At 71.2% G+C, this 17,919-nt stretch carries 12 protein-coding genes; 6 read left to right on the forward strand and 6 right to left on the reverse strand.

Features of this window, described 5'->3' with window-relative positions:
• Nucleotides 1–56 precede the first annotated feature (56 nt).
• Nucleotides 57–377: a hypothetical protein gene (locus OHT01_RS22710; protein WP_328554959.1), complete on the forward strand. Its 321-nt coding sequence runs from the start codon at nt 57–59 to the stop codon at nt 375–377.
• On the opposite strand, the gene OHT01_RS22715 is transcribed toward OHT01_RS22710, so the two are convergent.
• A complete protein-coding gene (locus OHT01_RS22715; RefSeq protein WP_328554960.1) occupies nt 349–1,863 on the reverse strand; it encodes a CehA/McbA family metallohydrolase in 1,515 nt (504 codons plus the stop codon). The two genes, OHT01_RS22710 and OHT01_RS22715, sit on opposite strands and share 29 nt — an antisense overlap.
• 207 nt (nt 1,864–2,070) lie before the next feature.
• Between OHT01_RS22715 and OHT01_RS22720 the strand changes: the two genes are divergently transcribed.
• Nucleotides 2,071–4,665, forward strand: a complete 2,595-nt coding sequence (locus OHT01_RS22720) for a bifunctional FO biosynthesis protein CofGH (protein ID WP_328554961.1) — start codon at nt 2,071–2,073, stop codon at nt 4,663–4,665.
• A 245-nt stretch (nt 4,666–4,910) separates the two neighbouring features.
• Entirely contained in the window at nt 4,911–6,026 is a 1,116-nt protein-coding gene (locus OHT01_RS22725; protein WP_328554962.1) for an ADP-ribosylglycohydrolase family protein, read from the forward strand.
• Nucleotides 6,027–6,171: 145 nt separating this feature from the next.
• On the opposite strand, the gene OHT01_RS22730 is transcribed toward OHT01_RS22725, so the two are convergent.
• A complete protein-coding gene (locus tag OHT01_RS22730; RefSeq protein WP_328554963.1) occupies nt 6,172–7,743 on the reverse strand; it encodes a sodium:solute symporter family protein in 1,572 nt (523 codons plus the stop codon).
• 376 nt (nt 7,744–8,119) lie between these two features.
• Nucleotides 8,120–8,905 carry an SDR family oxidoreductase gene (locus tag OHT01_RS22735; RefSeq protein WP_328554964.1) on the reverse strand — a complete coding sequence of 262 codons (786 nt, stop codon included), beginning with the start codon at nt 8,903–8,905 and terminating at the stop codon, nt 8,120–8,122.
• 106 nt (nt 8,906–9,011) lie between these two features.
• Here OHT01_RS22735 and OHT01_RS22740 point away from each other — a divergent pair, with 106 nt between their 5' ends.
• Nucleotides 9,012–9,851, forward strand: coding sequence for a hypothetical protein (locus OHT01_RS22740; protein ID WP_328554965.1), 840 nt, complete (start codon nt 9,012–9,014; stop codon nt 9,849–9,851).
• Between the two features lie 179 nt (nt 9,852–10,030).
• Here OHT01_RS22740 and OHT01_RS22745 read toward each other — a convergent pair whose 3' ends face one another.
• From OHT01_RS22745 to OHT01_RS22755, 3 genes are all read right to left on the reverse strand, one after another.
• Nucleotides 10,031–10,240: a DUF397 domain-containing protein gene (locus tag OHT01_RS22745; protein WP_328554966.1), complete on the reverse strand. Its 210-nt coding sequence runs from the start codon at nt 10,238–10,240 to the stop codon at nt 10,031–10,033.
• A gap of 271 nt (nt 10,241–10,511) precedes the next feature.
• Nucleotides 10,512–11,369, reverse strand: coding sequence for a helix-turn-helix domain-containing protein (locus tag OHT01_RS22750; protein ID WP_328554967.1), 858 nt, complete (start codon nt 11,367–11,369; stop codon nt 10,512–10,514).
• A gap of 456 nt (nt 11,370–11,825) precedes the next feature.
• The gene (locus OHT01_RS22755; protein ID WP_328554968.1) at nt 11,826–12,581 is read right to left on the reverse strand and encodes a GOLPH3/VPS74 family protein; all 756 of its coding nucleotides are present in this window, start codon (nt 12,579–12,581) and stop codon (nt 11,826–11,828) included.
• 386 nt (nt 12,582–12,967) lie between these two features.
• Here OHT01_RS22755 and OHT01_RS22760 point away from each other — a divergent pair, with 386 nt between their 5' ends.
• Nucleotides 12,968–15,832: a D-alanyl-D-alanine carboxypeptidase gene (locus OHT01_RS22760; RefSeq protein ID WP_328554969.1), complete on the forward strand. Its 2,865-nt coding sequence runs from the start codon at nt 12,968–12,970 to the stop codon at nt 15,830–15,832.
• Nucleotides 15,833–16,034: 202 nt separating this feature from the next.
• Nucleotides 16,035–17,900: an MFS transporter gene (locus OHT01_RS22765; protein ID WP_328554970.1), complete on the forward strand. Its 1,866-nt coding sequence runs from the start codon at nt 16,035–16,037 to the stop codon at nt 17,898–17,900.
• Nucleotides 17,901–17,919 lie beyond the last annotated feature (19 nt).

The raw sequence follows: 17,919 nt of genomic DNA on the forward strand, positions 1-17,919 counted from the left end.
CCCCGGGCGGCGCCATACTGAAGGGTGCAGCCATGCCCGTCCGTCAGGAGCAGATCATGAGCGCACAACCCGAGCACGGCTGGGGAGCGACGCCCCTCCCCGAGATCCGGACCGTGGACGATCTGCGCAGGGTGCTCAGCCGCTACGGGTTCCCCGGCGACCGGGAGAGGTTCGAGGACGAGCTGGCAACGGCCATAGGAGCCTCCCCGACCAACGATTTCGCGGGTGCCGCGGCCGTGGTCCGGGCCTACCGACACAGGGTCCAGATCAGGAATTCCCCGGACATCATGGCCGCCCTCGAAGACGCGCGTGGTGGAGGCAGTGGGCCGCTCACGGCCGCCGGCTCGCCTACGCCCCCAGGAAGATCGGGTTCGTGAACGCCGCCAGAGCCCCCGGTACCGGCCCCGCCGCCGTCTCGTGGCGCAACTCCGCGCGTACGTAGGCCGCGTACTGCGCCGTCGTGTTCCACTCCACCGTTCCGGAGCCCGTGACCGGCAGCGGGTCGCTGGTGAACAGCAGGCCCTCGTCGGTGACGAGGCGGACGGTGCAGCGCGGGGCGCCGGAGGCCTCCAGGCGGACGGTGACCGGGGTGTCCGGGGTGACCCTCAACCGCTCGCCGATGCCCGCGTGTTCGCCCCTGGCGCCGGACGCCGTGAAGGAGAGGGAGACCAGCTTCGACTCGGCGACGTAGGAGCGGCCCGCGCGGATGCCCTCCTGGATCGCCTCGCGGGTCAGGTCGTCGGCGAGGACGACCGTCTGCGGGCTGCCGACCTGGTCGGGGTCGCGATGCGCGTCGCTGTTGCCCATCGCCGGGAGCCAGCCGCGGCCCGCGCGCACGGAGGCGACCAGCATGTTGTCCCAGTCGGCGAGGGCGACCTCGTCGTCGGGGGTGTACGGGCCGTTCCACACCTCGACCGCGTCCGCCTCCCCGAAGCCGAACTTCCAGCCGCAGCCGATGCAGGTGGCGTGCGGATGCGCCGGCACCACGAGCCCGCCGGTGTCGCGGACACGGCGCGCGAACCGGCCGAAGCGGTTGTCGCGGGCCCGGTAGCGCCAGTCGACGAACGTGCCGGGGTCCGTGCCGAGCGCCAGCACATGCCCGTTGCGTGTGGTGATCTCCTCACCGAGCATGATCAGCAGATCGTCGCCGGCCTGGTCGGCCCAGTGCGGGTGCGCGGCATGCGTGTTGTGGTCCGAGGAGTTGATGAAGTCCAGGCCCGCCGCCCGCGCCAGCGCCGCGATCTCCGCGGGGGTGCGGCGGCCGTCCGAGTACCAGGAGTGCAGATGGCAGTCGCCGCGGTACCAGGCACGACCGCGGCCCTTGGCACGCGCGGGCGGGTACACCGGGTCCGGGGCCGGGACCCCCTTCCCGTACGTCAGCGTGACGGTGACCTCGTACGCCAGTCCCCGCGGCGCCACCGTGTACGGGCCGAGCGCGATGTGCCAGGTGCCGGGGCGCACCGCGCCGGGGACGTAACCGGGGGTCGCGTCGTCGGAGCGGATGAAGAACTCCGTGCGCGCGCCGCCCGACCAGCCCCGGAAGCCCCGGCCGCCCAGTTCCGTGCCGCGCTCGTCGAAGATGCCGATGTCCAGGGCGTTGCCCATGGTGCCGGCCGGGACGGACGGCTTGTCGTAGGTGTAGGAGACCCTGATCTCCGCGACCCCGGCCGGTACCTCGACCGGGAGGTACACGAAGTCCGGGGAGCCGGTGGGCAGGGTGCCGCGCACCGTCCTCGTCTCCTGGTCGTCCGCCGCTTCCGCGTCCGCACCGCTGGGGAAGGTCACGCTCCCCAACGTAAGCGCGGCAGCCGCTCCCGTCACGAACAGCGCGCGTCTGCCGATGCCGTGGTCGTCCTCGCACATACCGTTGCTCCCCGGGTGTCGGGCGTGCCAGTGACGCGATGAGCGACACGAGTGATGCGAAGTGCCACGGACCACCTTGGGAGAAGGCGGTGAACGGGGCCGCACGTCCGGGGAATCGACGGCTTTCGGGGAGACCGACAGATGCCGCGCGGTCCCAATGGGGTCAGGCCCGGCGATACCTGATCACCTCGACCGTATGCTCGAAGGATGACGACCTCCGCTACGGGCGCGACTCCCGGATCCGGGCCGACGGCGAACTCCATGCGCCGTGCGCTGAGGCGCGCACGGGACGGCGTCGCGCTCGACGTGAACGAGGCCGCGGTGCTGCTCCAGGCACGCGGCGCGGACCTCGACGACCTGACCGCCTCCGCCGCACGGGTGCGGGACGCGGGCCTGGAGGCGGCCGGCCGGCCCGGTGTCATCACGTACTCCAAGAGCGTCTTCGTCCCGCTGACCCGGCTGTGCCGCGACAAGTGCCACTACTGCACCTTCGTCACCGTCCCCGGCAAACTCCGCCGGGCCGGCCACGGGATGTTCATGTCCCCGGACGAGGTCCTCGACATCGCCCGCCGGGGCGCCGAACTCGGCTGCAAGGAAGCCCTGATCACCCTCGGCGACAAACCCGAGGACCGCTGGCCCGAGGCCCGCGAATGGCTGGACGCGCACGGCTACGACGACACGATCGCGTACGTACGGGCCATCTCGATCCGCATCCTGGAGGAGACGGGCCTGCTGCCGCACCTCAACCCGGGTGTCATGTCGTGGACCGACTTCCAGCGGCTGAAGCCGGTCGCCCCGTCGATGGGCATGATGCTGGAGACGACGGCGACGCGGCTGTGGTCCGAGCCCGGCGGCCCCCACCACGGTTCCCCGGACAAGGAGCCCGCCGTACGGCTGCGGGTCCTGGAGGACGCGGGCCGCTCCTCCGTCCCCTTCACCAGCGGGCTGCTGATCGGCATCGGCGAGACGTACGAGGAGCGCGCCGACTCCCTGTTCGCGCTGCGCCGGATCTCCCGCGCCTACCACGGCATCCAGGAACTGATCATCCAGAACTTCCGCGCCAAGCCGGACACCGCGATGCGCGGGATGCCGGACGCGGAACTGGACGAGCTGATCGCCACCGTGGCCGTGGCCCGGCACATCATGGGCCCGGCCGCCTGCCTCCAGGCGCCGCCCAACCTGGTCGACAGCGAGTACGCGCGGCTGATCGGCGCCGGGATCGACGACTGGGGCGGGGTCTCGCCGCTGACCATCGACCACGTCAACCCCGAGCGCCCCTGGCCGCAGATCGAGCTGCTGCGCGAGCAGTCGGCCGAGGCGGGCTTCGAACTCCGCGAACGCCTCTGCGTCTACCCGGAGTTCGTGCAGCGCGGCGAACCCTGGCTGGACCCCCGCCTGCTGCCGCACGTACGGGCCCTGGCGGACCCGGAGACGGGCCTCGCGCTCCCGGACGCGGTGGTGGAGGGGCACCCCTGGCAGGAGCCCGAGGAGGCCTTCACGTCCTCCGGGCGCACCGACCTGCACCGCACCATCGACACCGAGGGCCGCACCGGCGACCGCCGCGACGACTTCGACGCGGTGTACGGCGACTGGGAGGCACTGCGGGAGGCGGCGGCCCCCGGGATGGTGCCGTCCCGGATCGACACGGACGTACGGGCCGCACTGGCGACCGCGGCCGACGACCCGACGAAGCTGACCGACGACGAGGCCCTCGCGCTGCTGCACGCCGACGGCCCGGCGCTCGACGCCCTGTGCCGGATCGCCGACGACGTGCGCAGGGCGGCGGTCGGTGACGACGTCACCTACATCGTCACCCGCAACATCAACTTCACCAACGTCTGCTACACCGGCTGCCGTTTCTGCGCCTTCGCCCAGCGCCGCACCGACGCCGACGCGTACACGCTCTCCCTGGACCAGGTCGCGGACCGCGCCGCCCAGGCCTGGGACCTGGGCGCGGTCGAGGTGTGCATGCAGGGCGGCATCCACCCGGACCTGCCCGGCACGGCGTACTTCGACATCGCGAAGGCGGTCAAGGAACGCGTCCCCGGCATGCACGTCCACGCCTTCTCCCCGATGGAGGTGGTGAACGGCGCCACCCGCACCGGCCTGTCCATCCGCGAGTGGCTGACCGCCGCCAAGGAAGCGGGCCTCGACACCATCCCCGGCACCGCCGCCGAGATCCTCGACGACGAGGTGCGCTGGGTCCTGACGAAGGGCAAACTGCCCGCGGCGACCTGGATCGAGGTGGTCACCACGGCCCACGAACTGGGCATCCGCTCCTCCTCCACCATGATGTACGGCCATGTCGACCAGCCCCGCCACTGGCTCGGCCACTTCCGCACGCTCTCCCGCATCCAGCAGCAGACCGGAGGATTCACGGAGTTCGTGACCCTCCCCTTCATCCACACCAACGCCCCCGTCTACCTGGCCGGCATCGCCCGCCCCGGCCCGACGACCCGCGACAACCGCGCGGTCATGGCGATGGCCCGCCTCCTGCTGCACCCGCACATCCCCAACATCCAGACGAGCTGGGTCAAGCTCGGCACCGAGGGCGCGGCCGAGATGCTCCGCTCCGGCGCCAACGACCTCGGCGGCACCCTGATGGAGGAGACCATCTCCCGCATGGCGGGCTCCAGTTACGGCTCCTACAAGTCGGTCAAGGACCTGATCGCGGTCGCCGCGGCCGCAGGACGCCCGGCCCGCCCCCGCACCACCGTCTACGGCGAGGTCCCCGAGGAACGCCAGAAGGCGGCGGCGGCCTCGGACGGGCACCTGCCGGAGCTGCTGCCGGTGCTGGACTGACGTCCTCCCCGGCCCCGCGACCGGGGACTCCCGACGTGACCTGGTACGGCCGAGCCCGGACGCCGTCCCGGTGGAACCCGTACCGGCCGGACGGACCGCGTTCTCTGCCGAATGCCGCCCACACCCGACCGTTCGGGGTCACCGGGACCACGAGCCGTATATGGATCCGTACCCTCAACCGACCGTTCCTGTTCGATTACAGTGCTGAGCTGTAGGACGTGCGGACCGTGCAGCAGGAGGTCTCGGTGGGTGCGACAGCCGGTGCCGTCTGGGGCCGTGGGGAACAGCAGGACTTCCGCAGCCGGGTCCGCGGGACGCTGCTGGGCGCGGCCGTCGGGGACGCCCTGGGCGCGCCGCTCGACGGGCTCCCACTGGAGGCGATCCGCGCGGCGCACGGCCCGGAGGGCCTTTCCGACCTGGCCCCCGCGTACGGCCGGCGCGGAGCCGTCACCCACCTCACACAGCTCGCCCTGTTCAGCGTCGACGGGCTGATCCGCGCGCAGGTGCGCCGCGACACCGGGGCCTGGCATCCGCCGTCCGACGTGTACCGCGCCTACCGCCGCTGGGCGGCCACCCAGAGTGACTGGGGGCCCGACGAGCGCCGCAAGGACGACGGCTGGCTGGCCCGCGAGGAATGGCTCTACGCCCGCCGCGACCCGGCCAAGGCCTGTCTGCTCGGGCTCGCCGACGAGATCATGGGCACGCTGGACGCGCCCAAGAACCCCGGCGAGCCGGGCCCCGAGGCAGCCGCCCGCTCCGCGCCCTTCGGGCTGCTCGTCGGCTGGGAACCGCAGCTCGTGATGCAGCTCGCGGTCGAGTGCGCCGCGCAGACCCACGGCCACCCCGCGGCCTACCTGACGGCGGGCGCGTACGCCGTGATCGTCCACGCGCTCGCCCGCGGCGAGAACCTCGACGCGGCCGTGCAGCAGGCCCTCGCGCTGCTGGCGCCCCGCCCCGGGCACCAGGCGGTCGCCGCGGGGCTCCAGCAAGCGCTGGGCGCCGTACGGCGGGGAATGCCCTCGCCCGACCGGGTCGAGGAACTCGCCGGGGACGGCTCCGCCGAGGGGGCGCTCGCCGTCGCGGTGTACTGCGTGCTCGTGGGCGAGGACGTCCGGCACGGTCTGTGCCTCGCGGTGAACCACGGCGGGCCCTCCGCCGTCACCGGCGCCCTCGCCGGCGGTCTGCTGGGCGCCCTGCACGGCGAGACGGCCCTCCCGCCGGCCTGGCTGGCCGAACTGGAGGGCCGTCCCACGGTGCTGGTCCTCGCGGACGACTTCGCGATGGAGATGACCCAGGGACCCGCGCTGCACGGGGCCGCCGCCTCGTCCCCGGGCTGGCTGGCCCGCTACCCACGGGCCTGAGCCGTCCCGATCCCGATCCCGAACTCGATCCCGAGATCCGTACGTCCCTGTGGTCCCTCCAGTCCGCCCGGTCCGCTAGTCCGCCCAGTTGGCCCGGTCGGCCCGGTCGGCCGGGCCGCTGGTCCGTCTGGTCCGTCTAGTCCGTCTAGTCCGTCACGGGAGTGCCCACCACCTCGTCCGGGGCCCCCGCCGGGGCCGGGATCGCGACGGCGGCCGACCCGTCGTCGTCCGTGTTGATCATTTCGATGACCGCGTCCCGCTCCGGGGTGTCCTCGGGCTTCAGCAGGCCGATGAGGATGTACAGGACGAGGGAGATGACCATCGGGACGGAGACCTGGTACTCCAGCTTCACGTCCGTGCGCTGGGAGAAGTCCAGGTTGTAGTTGACGAAGAAGAAGGCGAGCAGACCGCAGGCCCAGCTCGTCAGCGCCGCCGTCGGACCGGACCTGCGGAACGGCCGCAGCAGGCCCAGGATGAACGGGATCGCGATCGGTCCCATGAGCCCGGCCACCCACTTGATGACGACGGTGATGATGTCCTTGAACGTGGGGGAGTTGACCTGGGTCGCCACCGCCATCGAGAAGCCGAGGAAGGCGACGGTGGTGACGCGCCCCGCGATGAGCCCCGCACGGGTGTCCCAGGCGCGCGCGGCCCGGGAGAACACCGGCACCACGTCCCGGGTGAACACGGCCGAGATGGCGTTCGCGTCCGAGGAGCACATGGCCATCGTGTGCGAGAAGAAGCCGACGACGACCAGCCCCAGCAGCCCGTGCGGCAGCAGTTGGTCGGCCATCAGGCCGTACGCGTCCGAGCCGTCCGGCTTCTGCGCCGTGACGAGCAGCGGCGAGAGCCACATCGGGATGAACAGGATGACCGGCCACACGAACCACAGCCCGGCGGACAGGAACGCCGAGCGCGTGGCCTCCTTGGCGTTCTTGGTGGCCATGTAGCGCTGGGCCTGGTTCCACATGCCGCCGTTGTACTCGAACAGCTTGATGAACAGGTACGCGATGAAGAACACCGTCAGATAGGGCCCGGCGAACCCGTTCGCGTGACCGTGCAGCTTCGGCGAGTCCAGCGCCTTGGAGAGGCCGCCCTGGTCGGAGATCTTGTTCAGCGCGATGACCAGCATCGACAGTCCGGCCAGCAGCTGGATGACGAACTGGCCGAGTTCGGTCAGCGCGTCCGCCCACAGCCCGCCGATCGTGCAGTACACCGCCGTGATGCAACCGGTGATGAGGATGCCCTGGGTGAGCGTGACGCCGGTGAAGACGCTGAGCAGGGTGGCGATGGCCGCCCACTTCGCGCCGACGTCCACGATCTTCAGCAGGATGCCGGACCACGCCAGCGCCTGCTGCGTCTGCACGTTGTAGCGGTCCTTGAGATATTCCAGGGGTGAGGCGACGTGCAGCCGCGAGCGCAGCCGGTTGAGCCGGGGCGCGAAGGCCTTGGCGCCGATGGCGACGCCGATGGCGATGGGCAGTGCCCAGGTCACGTACGAGGTGATGCCGTAGGTGTACGCGATGCCGGCGTAGCCGGTGAACATCACCGCGCTGTAGCCCGACATGTGGTGCGAGATGCCGGACAGCCACCACGGCATCTTGCCGCCCGCGGTGAAGAAGTCGCTGACATCGTCCACGCGCTTGTGGGACCAGACACCGATCGCGGTCATCACACCGAAGTACGCGATCAGGACGGCCCAGTCGAGACCGTTCATGTGCCCCCTCCAGGGGTCCGCCTTGTGAACCTGCAGATACCGGACGGCACTTCGCCAGTACGCATGGGTCCCCCTGCTCGAACGGTGCCGAGGTTTCGGGGGAGGGCGGGGCCCCCGTGCGGGAGCGGGGACTTGGGGGATTGAACCGCTGGTCCGACCGGCCGGTCAAGACCTTGCGCGATCACAGATATGAACACAGATCAGAAAGCAGAACGATTTTGCCTCTACTTTACCCGTAGGGCTGTTGTCGCGCTCGTGACGTGGACCACACCATGAGCGGGCACTTCGCCAGACCCACAGCAGCACGACACGTCGACGGCCGTACGGGATGCGGGTCCCGTGCGCCCGGGAAAGGGGGCCGCTCCGGCCGTATCGCCTACCTCATGAGCTCGCCCGCGTTCACGAGCAGCGACTGCCCCGTGATCGCGCGCGCCCGGTCGGACGCCAGGAACACCGCGGCGTCCGCGACATCCCCGTCCGTGGCAAGCTCGGGCAGGGCCATCCGCTCGGTGAGCCGTCGCAGCACGTCCGCCTCGGGCACCTGCTCGGTGTACGCCGTGAACTGCACGTACGCCTCGACGGGAGGGCCCCACATCCAGCCGGGCAGCACGGTGTTGACCCGAATCCGGTGCGGACCGAGCTCCCGCGCCAGGGAGTACATCGCGCTCGTCAGCGCCCCCTTCGAGGCCGCGTACGCCGCCTGCCGCACCTGGCTCGGCGCGGCGACCGACGACTGGGTGCCGATGATGACGACCGAACCGCCGCGCTCCTTCAGCGCGGGCAGGCAGGCGCGGGTCATCCGCAGCGTGCCGAGCAGGTTCACATCGATGACCGACTGCCAGGTGGCGAAGTCGGCGTCCTCCAGACCGCCGAAGTAGCTGTCCCAGGCGGCGACATGGACCACCGCGTCGATCCGCCCGAAGCGCTCGACCGCGAGGGCCGCCAGCGCCTCGCACTGCCCCTCGTCGGTGATGTCCGTCGCGCGGAACGCCGTGTGCGCCCCGTCCGGGTCGAGTTCGGCCGCCGACTTGGCCAGATTCGCCTCCGTGCGCGCCCCGAGCACCGCGTCGCCCCCGTCGCGCACCACGGCCGCCGCGACCTGATGACCGAGCCCGGCCCCGACACCCGACACCACCACGGTCCTGCCGGTGAGCAGTGACATCCGAGGCCTCCCCAGCTCTGGCGCATTGTCTGACGGGGCGTCAGAGTATGGGCGTCCGGCGGAGGAAGGAAGTCCCGCGCACGTTCCACCGAGGAAGGGGTTCGTCATGTCGGAGGAGACCCGCAGCGAGACCTACGCGGAACTGGCCGCACTCGGCCCCTACGGCGTCCACCCGGGCCACGCCCTGATCACCATGGTCGAACCGCACCCGGGCCACGAGTACGCCTACAACCGCTGGTACGAGGACGATCATTACTACGCGGGCGCGATGGCCATGCCCTGGATGTACGCCGGACGCCGCTGGGTGGCCACCCGGGACCTCCAACTGCTGCGCTACCCGGAGAAGTCGGCGGTCGCCCAGCCGGTCACCGCGGGCTGCTACCTCTCCACCTACTGGGTCACCGACGGCCGCTACGACGACCACATGAGGTGGACCGTCGGCATCAACAGGCGGCTGAACCGCGACGGCCGCGTCTACCAGGACCGTACGCACGTCTTCACGGCCTTCCAGGACCACGAGGCCACCGTCTACCGCGACGGCGCCGCGGGCCCCCGGGACTTCCACGCTCTCGACCACCCCTACGCGGGTCTCGTGGTCGAGGTCGTGGACGCCGAATCCGCCGGCCGGCGGGACGAGTTGCTGGAGTGGCTGCGCTCCCGCCACCTTCCCCGGCGGCTGACCGGCTCGCCCGCCGCCCTCGTGACCCTCTTCCGGCCGACCCCGCTCCCCGGAGACCGGATGACCTACGTCAAGCAGGTCGAGGGCGTGGATACGCGGCTGACCCTGCTGTGGTTCCTGGAGGCGGACCCGCGCGAGTGCTGGGAGGCGCACTTCACCGGCCTGGACGAGGCGGTGGCCGAATCGGGCCTCGGGCGAGTGGAGTTGGTGGCCCCCTTCATCCCCACCGTCCCGGGAACGGACACCTACGTGGACCGCCTGCGCTAGAAGGGCGCCCTACGGCGAGTGAGCCGAAGGGGCGCGTCGGCTTCCCGACACCGGCCTCTGCGCCCCGGAGGCGAACCGAGCCTCCCAAAAAAGAGGCCGAGCCCCCTCGGCCAGGACGGCGGGCCGGTCGAGAGGGCTCTTTCGGTGGAGCGTATGAAGTTGTGTCGGGGCATGTGGTGTCAGACGAGGTCGGAAGCCCCTCGGCTCACCTCGGCCACGAAGGTGTTCCACGCGTCCGCGGGAAAGGCGAGCGTGGGCCCGGCGGGGACCTTGGAGTCCCGTACGGCCATCGCCGAGAGAACCGGGGACTTGACCTCGACGCAGGCGCCGTTGCCGGTGGAGTAGGAAGACTTGGTCCACATGTCGGTGGCGCCCTGCTGAATTGCCATGATCGCTCCAGAAAGCAGTCGTTCTTCGGTGAGTTGCCGCCACGGAGCCGTCGACGCGCTGTCACCGGACTGCGGATCCGTCAGGAAACCCGCGGTCCGGTTTGCGCCAACGTTGTTGCTCGGTGGCGTGATCGACGCTACTCGCCAACATCGGCTGGCGAAGCGACTATTCACTCGACCGGATGGCATATTCCATTGGGGTCTTCCATGCCGGGGCGCCGACGGTGTAGGGTCCGGCACCTCGTCGGCGGGGGCACTCTCACCGGGCCGCTCAGCGCGCGTATTCCTTCGCGATGTCCGCGATGAACTGGCGCGACTGCTCCACGTTCAGGGCCTGCGCCCGCAGGTGCTCGTACATCACGCTGTACTTCTGGACGTCGTTCGCCTTCTCCAGGTACAGGTCGCTGGTCACGCCCTCGATGTAGACGACGCTGGAGTCGGCCGCGTCGGGGAACTCCAGGATCGCGTACTGGCCGTTCAGGCCCGGGTGCGCCCCCATGTCGAAGGGGATCACCTGCACGGTGACGTGCGGCAGTTGGGACTGCTCGACCAGGTACTCAAGCTGCTCGCGCATCAGGGAGCGGTTGCCGACCGCGCGGCGCAGGGCGGACTCGTCGAGGACGGTCCACAGCCGAAGCGGGTTGTCCGGGGCGGAGATTCGTTCCTGCCGCTTCAGCCGCACCTGGACGCGCTTGTCGATGTCGGCGGGCGCGGTCTCCGGCAGCGCCCCCGCGATCAGGGCCTCCGCGTACGACCGGGTCTGGAGCAGACCCGGGACGACCTGCGGGTCGTACACGCGCAGGCTCGCCGCGTCGGTCTCCAGCCCGATGTAGACGCTGTACGGGATGTCGCCGAAGGAGTGCCACCAGCCCTGCTGGCGCGAGTCCTTGGCCATCTGCATCAGCGAGTCGACGATCCGGTGGTCCTCGACCTCGTAGACCCCGCACAGATCGCGGACGTCGCGCTGGCTGATACTGCGCCTGCCGTTCTCCAGCCGGCTGATCTTCGACTGCGAGACCAGCAGGCGCTCGGCGACCTCCTCGGCCGTCATGCCCTTGAGCTCGCGGAGCCGGCGCAGCTCCTGGCCCAGCCGGCGCCGCCGGACGGTGGGATTGACACTTGACGCCACGGGACGTGCACCTCCGGCTGCGGGCCTGTACTTTGCGTATCTGCTGTTGAGCAGATTGCCACCAAGGTGCTTTCTACCGCTGGGAAACGGCGTATATGCGCTGGGTGGCCGCAAGTTCGCAGAATCTGCGTGTATACGCGGCCGCGCGCCGCCCTCCGGAGCCCGCGAACTCCCTTGAGGCATCGGATACATCGACGGCATCGACGGCATCGACGGCATCGGAAGACACCGAAGGCGGTGGAGCGACCGCCTGAATGCGGCCGCGCGGGGCGCTGGGACCGTGTCGTCGTCCGGACGTACGGTCTCAGCCACCCCGCGCGAGCCTGCGGCTCCCGAACCGGATCATGGGGACTGCGGTGCGGCGCTCAGGTCATACGGCGGTGCGAGTGCTGCGGTACTGCCGGCAGTGCGGTCGTGCGGGCACTGCGGTCGTACGGGCCGCCGTGGGACTGCGGCTCAGTGGGCCACGGCGCGCGCCATCGAACCATGACGCGGTTGCATCGGAATACCGCGCGCGGTCTCCGGTGCCGACCTGACTCCGGCGGTGGCCGGACGGCCTGCCGGTGCCGGGCTGCGGCGCGGCTGTGCGGCCACACCGTTCTGAACGTCCATCACGGCGTGTGCCACGAGGCCGCCCATGGGGTCGTGCCTGATCAGGTCCCGCAGCCGGGAGCGGGACGAACGTCCCTCGTTCCCCGGATACAGGTGCTTGCCGAGTCCGACCGCATGGGCCAGCGCGGCGAGCGCCGCGGTCCGCGGGTCCGGCGGGACGCCGGTGCGGATCGCGTTGTCCAGCCGGGTTCTGATCTCCCGGCTGATATCCGTGTCCGTCGCTTGGTAGCGAGTTGTCGGAAGCACCCCGCACATCTGGCCGGCCACGGCATGGACCATGCCGCACCTTTCCAGATGCGAAAGGTAGGTCTGGCGAAGCCCCAGGCGGGGTCCGCCAATCCAGTTGACCGCGCGTACGGGTGCTCCGCGTCGGCGAAGCAGTTCCAACGCACAGTCCAGTGTTGGATCTCCAGTCGGCCGTGGCACCACCACGGCGATACGATCCCCGTCTGGGGCTATCCGTCCGGCCAGCGCCAGCTCCACTAGCTGTGCTCCGGCCAGACCGAGGTCGAGCGACTGCGGCTGCGCGGTGGTACCCGTGGCCGGGTCCAACGCCAGCAACAGAAGCTCCTCCGGAATTGTTCTGCGGCTCCTGCCCATCCATGCCTCCCCGCGTGGATGAATGACAGGGTGACCCCTCTCACATTGGTCTGTCGAGGGCGCGTGACCGGAATATGAGGGAACCGGCAGGTATGTCGTTCTCGTCTACCGCAGGGGTCAAGCCCCCACACAGGACACTGGTACATGGTTCGGACAGCGGTGTCCGGGCGGCGGTTCAAGGGTTTGACGGTTCGTTTCGGCGCGCGGAGGGCGTGCGCCGCATGGAGGAGGCATCGGTGGCGGGCGAGTCCCCCGACAGGTCGAAGCAGCACGAGTCGTCGGCGTCGTCGGCAGAAGCGACGCCGGTGACCCCGGCGTCGGTTCCGGGTCCGGCGCGGTCGGGCGCGTCGGCGTCGGCCCAGAGCTCGGCTTCGGCAGACCCCCGAATGGCGATGGCCCGTGAGCGGGCCGCCACGGTGCGGGTGGATCAGGCGACGGCGGTGTTCTCCACGAAGGCGCTGTCGGCGGAGGCCTCCCGTACGGCGGAGGCGTCCCGTACGGCGGAGGCCGAGCTGAGCCCGGAGCCCGCCGACGAGGCGGACGCCGCCGGGAGCGGGAGCGCCGTGGGCGACACCCGGCTGCGCGCGGCGGTGGCCGCGTGGGTCGCCGGATCGGACGAGCCCGCTCCGGCGGGCGCGACCGGCACGGACGCGGGATCCGAGGGCGGTGCCGGGCCCCGGGGCCGTGACGGGGCCGCCAGCGGCCCGGACGGCGCCGATGGGGCCGGCGAGCCCGAGGAGACCGGCGGGGCCGCCGACGGGGCCTCCGGGGACGCCGACGGGACCGACGGGGCCGCAGGGGACGCTCACGGTGCCGACCCGACGGACGACGCCGAGCACGGCGACTCCGCGGCGGAGTCCGCCGAGGAGCCGGGCGGGGCCGCGACGTCCGGGGGAGCCGAGGACACGTCCGACGCGTCCGACGCCGCGTCCATGGCGTCCGCCACGGACGCGGAGGTCGCCGCCGACCTCAACCCCGACATCGATATCGACGCCGACGCCGACGAGGCGCCCGAGGCCGTCTCCGACGAGGTTCCCGCGGCGGACCGGGCCGCGGACGAGTCCGGCACGGCGTCCGACGCCACCGAGGCCGAGCGCGTGACCGAGGGCGGGAACGGGACCGATTCCGCCGCCGGTTCCGGGCCCGTGGCCGGCAGCGACACCGACTCCACGGACACCACCGACTCCACCGACCCGAGCCCGGACTCGGCGGCGGACGAGGCCCCGGACGCCGACGACGGTGAGATCTCGGACACCGCGTCAGCCGGGCCCGCCGACGCGAAGTCCGACGTGATCCCGGACACGCCCGCCGACGGGACCCCGGCCGACGAGGCCGATGAGACCTCGGACACGGCGACAGCCGAGGCTTCCGACGCCGGGACCGACGAGAGCCCGGACACGGCGGCCGACGAGAGCCCGGACACGGCGGCCGACGGGACCCCGGACGCGGCGGCCGACGGGACCCCGGACGCGGACTCCGCGCCCGAGCCCCCCGTCGATCAGCCCACCGCCGTCTTCAAGGCTCCGCGGCCGCCGGCCGTGGACCAGCCCACCACCATGCTCAAGCTGGGCGGAGCCACCCGCCGTCCGGCCACCGGGAAGCCCGCCGCCGGACCGACGGACGCGCCCGCCGGAAAGGCCTCTGACAAGCCCTCCGACAAGCCCTCCGGGCGGCCCGCGGACGAGGAGCGGGGTGCCGAGTCCGCCGGTACTCCCGTGCGCACCAGCAAGTTCGTCCCGCTCAACCGGCTCGACGACCTGGCCGCCGCGGCGCGGTCCAAGCCCGCGCCCACCCCGGCCCCCGCACTCGCCCCGGATCCCGAGCCCGCCGCGAAGGCGTCCCCCACCGCGCGGGCCGCGGCCCCCGCCCCCACCGCGAAGCCCGTCGACAGGCCGGCGGCGGCCACCGCCGCGCTGCCGCAGGTCGGCCCCGAGCGCACCACCCAGTTGCCGCTCCCGCCGAAGCCCCCGCTGGACCTGCTCGCCGAGCTGACGAACACTCCGCCGCCGCCGCAGACCCCGGTCCGGACGCTCGTACGGCGGGTCAAGATCTGGACGCCGCTGGTCCTGCTGCTCGCGGTGATCTTTGCAGTCGCGCAGGCCTTCCGTCCGCTGCCGACCCCGGGACTCGCGCTCACCGCCGACCGGACGTACACCTTCGGCGGGGGCACCCTCGACCTGCCCTGGCCCGGGCAGGGCCAGTCCGCGATCGAGGTGGACGGCGTGGGCAGCCTGGGGACCGACGGCAAGCAGACCCCCGCCCCGACCGCCAGCGTCGCCAAGATCATGACGGCGTACGTGATCCTTCAGGAGCACCCGCTGAAGGGGAACGAGGACGGCGAGAAGATCACCGTCGACCAGCAGGCCGAGGACGAGTCGAAGCTGCCGGACGAGTCGACGGCGGCGATGTCGAAGGGCCAGCAGTTCACCGAGCGCCAGATGCTCCAGATGCTGATGATCCCCTCCGGCAACAACGTGGCGCGGCTGCTCGCCCGCTGGGACTCCGACAGCAAGAGCTTCGTCGCCAAGATGAACGCCGCGGCCAAGGACCTCGGCATGACGAACTCGACGTACACGGACCCGAGCGGTCTGCAGAAGACGACGGTCAGCACGGCCACCGACCAGATCAAGCTGGCCAAGAAGGTGATGCAGAACGACGTGTTCCGCAGCGTCGTCGGGATGGCCAGCGCGAAGATCCCCGGTCTCGACAAGCCGATCTACAACAACAACGACCTGCTGGTCCAGCAGGTCGGCGTGATCGGTCTGAAGACGGGTTCGTCGACCCCCGCGGGCGGCAACCTGGTGTGGGCGGCGACCAAGAACGTGAACGGCAAGGTGCAGACGATCTACGGCGCCGTGATGAACCAGGACGCCGGCACCGGCAAGGTCTGGGACAGCCTCCACCTGGCGCTCGTCAACAGCCAGAAGCTGATCGACAAGGTCCAGAAGAGCCTGATCACCGCCACGGTGGTGAAGAAGGGCCAGGTCGTCGGTTATGTGGACGACCAGCTCGGGGGCCGGACCCGGGTCGTCGCCACCCAGAACATGACGGCGGTCGGCTGGCCCGGACTCAAGACCCGGCTGTCGATCGGCGAGGGCAAGAACCCCGTCCCGCACACCGGCAAGGCGGGCGAGGTCGTCGGCGAGCTGACGGTCGGCGACGGTTCCAGCCGCGCCGTGAAGATCCCCGTCGCCCTGCAGTCGGACCTTGCCGAGCCCGGCCTCGGCGCGAAGCTGACCCGCGTCGGCTGAGCGGACACCGTCACCGATGGCGTACGCGCGCACGCATCGGTGACGTACGGCGGGGAACAGCACCCGCACCGCACTCCGCCGGACGGCGCCCCACCCGGGCGCCGTCCGGCGGAGTGCGTGCTAGCGTCGCGACAATCGGGGCTGCTCGCGAGCCGCGGGTCCCGGCCCAGAACGCGAAACGGGACACGGGGAGAACCTTGCAGTGGCGACAGCGGAGCCGACACACGCCGACGACGCCGATCCGGACACCGGAACAGGCCCGCGAATACCGCCGCACGGCAGCACTCGCGAGGCGGTCCGTGACGGAAGCGACACCGAGGGTCCAGGTGGGACCGAGCCGCTCGCACCGGGTGACCGGGCGCGGCTGAACCTCTTCGACCGCCGTCCCGTCCTGGTCTCCATCGCCTTCGCCGGCGTGCTCCACATCGTGTGGTTCTTCACGTTCGCGAACAGTGGCGGTGACCTGGCGGCGCAGGACGCCTGGGCGGAGTTCGTCGGCCGGCACCCGGACTCGGCGTACAACCTCGCCTGGTACGGCGGAATGCACCCGGTCTCGTACAGCGTGGTGTCGCCGTATCTGATGTCGGTGCTCGGCGTCCGGACGACGATGATGATCGCCGGGACGCTCTCGGCCGGCCTGCTGACGATGATCCTGATCCGCAGCCGGGTGGTCCGGAACCCGATGGCCGCGGCGCTCGCGGGTGTCTTCGCGCTGTTCTGCAACGCCATCTCGGGCCGGGTGACGTACGGCCTCGGCACGGTGTTCGCGCTCGCCGCGGTCGCCGTCGTCTTCTGCTGGCCGTACCGCTGGCGCTACAAACGCTGGGCGAAGGCCCTGTGCGCGGCGCCGCTCGCCGCGCTCGCGACGGCCGCCTCGCCGGTCGCCGGACTGTTCGTGGGGCTGCTGGCGGCGGCTCTGTTCCTCCAGAAGCGCCGCCCCGGCGCCTACGCCCTCGGGATCGCGCCCACCCTCGTCGTCGCGATCTCGGCCTGGCTGTTCCCCTTCTCCGGTACCCAGCCGATGACCTTCTTCTCGGTCATCCTGCCGTTCGCGTGCGCGGTCTCGGTCTACTTCCTGGTCCCCAAGGAGTGGACGACGGTCCGGATCACGGCCGCGGTGTACGGGCTCTCGGTGGTGCTCGTCTGGCTGATCAGCTCCCAGATCGGCTCGAACATCACCCGCCTCGCGATGCTCTTCGCGGGTGTCGCCCTGATCGCCGCGCTGCCCTTCACGGTGCCGAAGTCGCGCAAGTGGTACGCCGTCGTCATCGCCTTCGTCGGGTTCAACGGGTGGATCGGCTTCAAGACGGTCGACGACATCCTGCACACCACCCCGGCGGCGTCCTGGGCGCGCGAGCTGGCCCCGCTCGTCAACCAGCTCCAGGTGGTCGACGCCGAGAAGGGCCGCGTCGAGGTGGTCCCGGCCCGCTCGCACCGCGAGGCGTCCGCCCTCGCCCCCTACGTGAACCTCGCCCGCGGCTGGAACCGCCAGGCCGACATGGAGCGCAACCCGCTCTTCTACGACGACACGCTCAACTCCGCGAACTACCACGAGTGGCTCCAGCGCTGGGCCGTCCGCTACGTCGTGCTGCCCAAGGGCGAGCCGGACGGCGACGGCGGCCAACGCGAACGCGAACTCGTCCAGCGGGGCATGCCCTACCTCCGGCAGATCTGGGGCGACGCCAACTGGCAGCTCTTCACCGTCACCGACCCCACCCCGCTCGCCGAGCCGCACGCCGTCGTCGACCTGGCCGAGCAGGGCGAGCTGACCATCGAGGTCAAGGAGGCGGGCCGCATCCTCATCCGCATCCCGTACTCGCCGTGGCTGAGCATCGTCGACGCGAAGGGCAAGAGCCTGAAGCCGCCGCAGGAGACGAAGGCGTCGAAGGGCGGGGCGGACGGCGCGGTGAAGACGTACGACAACCTCAACGGCTGTCTGATGCCGACCCAGGAGACCGCGGCGGGCGACAAGTGGACGGAGCTGCTGGCCCCGAAGCCGGGCACCTACCGGATCGCGGCGCCGTACCAGCTCCCCCGCGGTACACCGTGCCCGGAGGAACTGCACTGAGCCCCGGCCACCCGTGCCG

The organism is Streptomyces sp. NBC_00358 (assembly GCF_036099295.1).
Classification (GTDB): domain Bacteria; phylum Actinomycetota; class Actinomycetes; order Streptomycetales; family Streptomycetaceae; genus Streptomyces.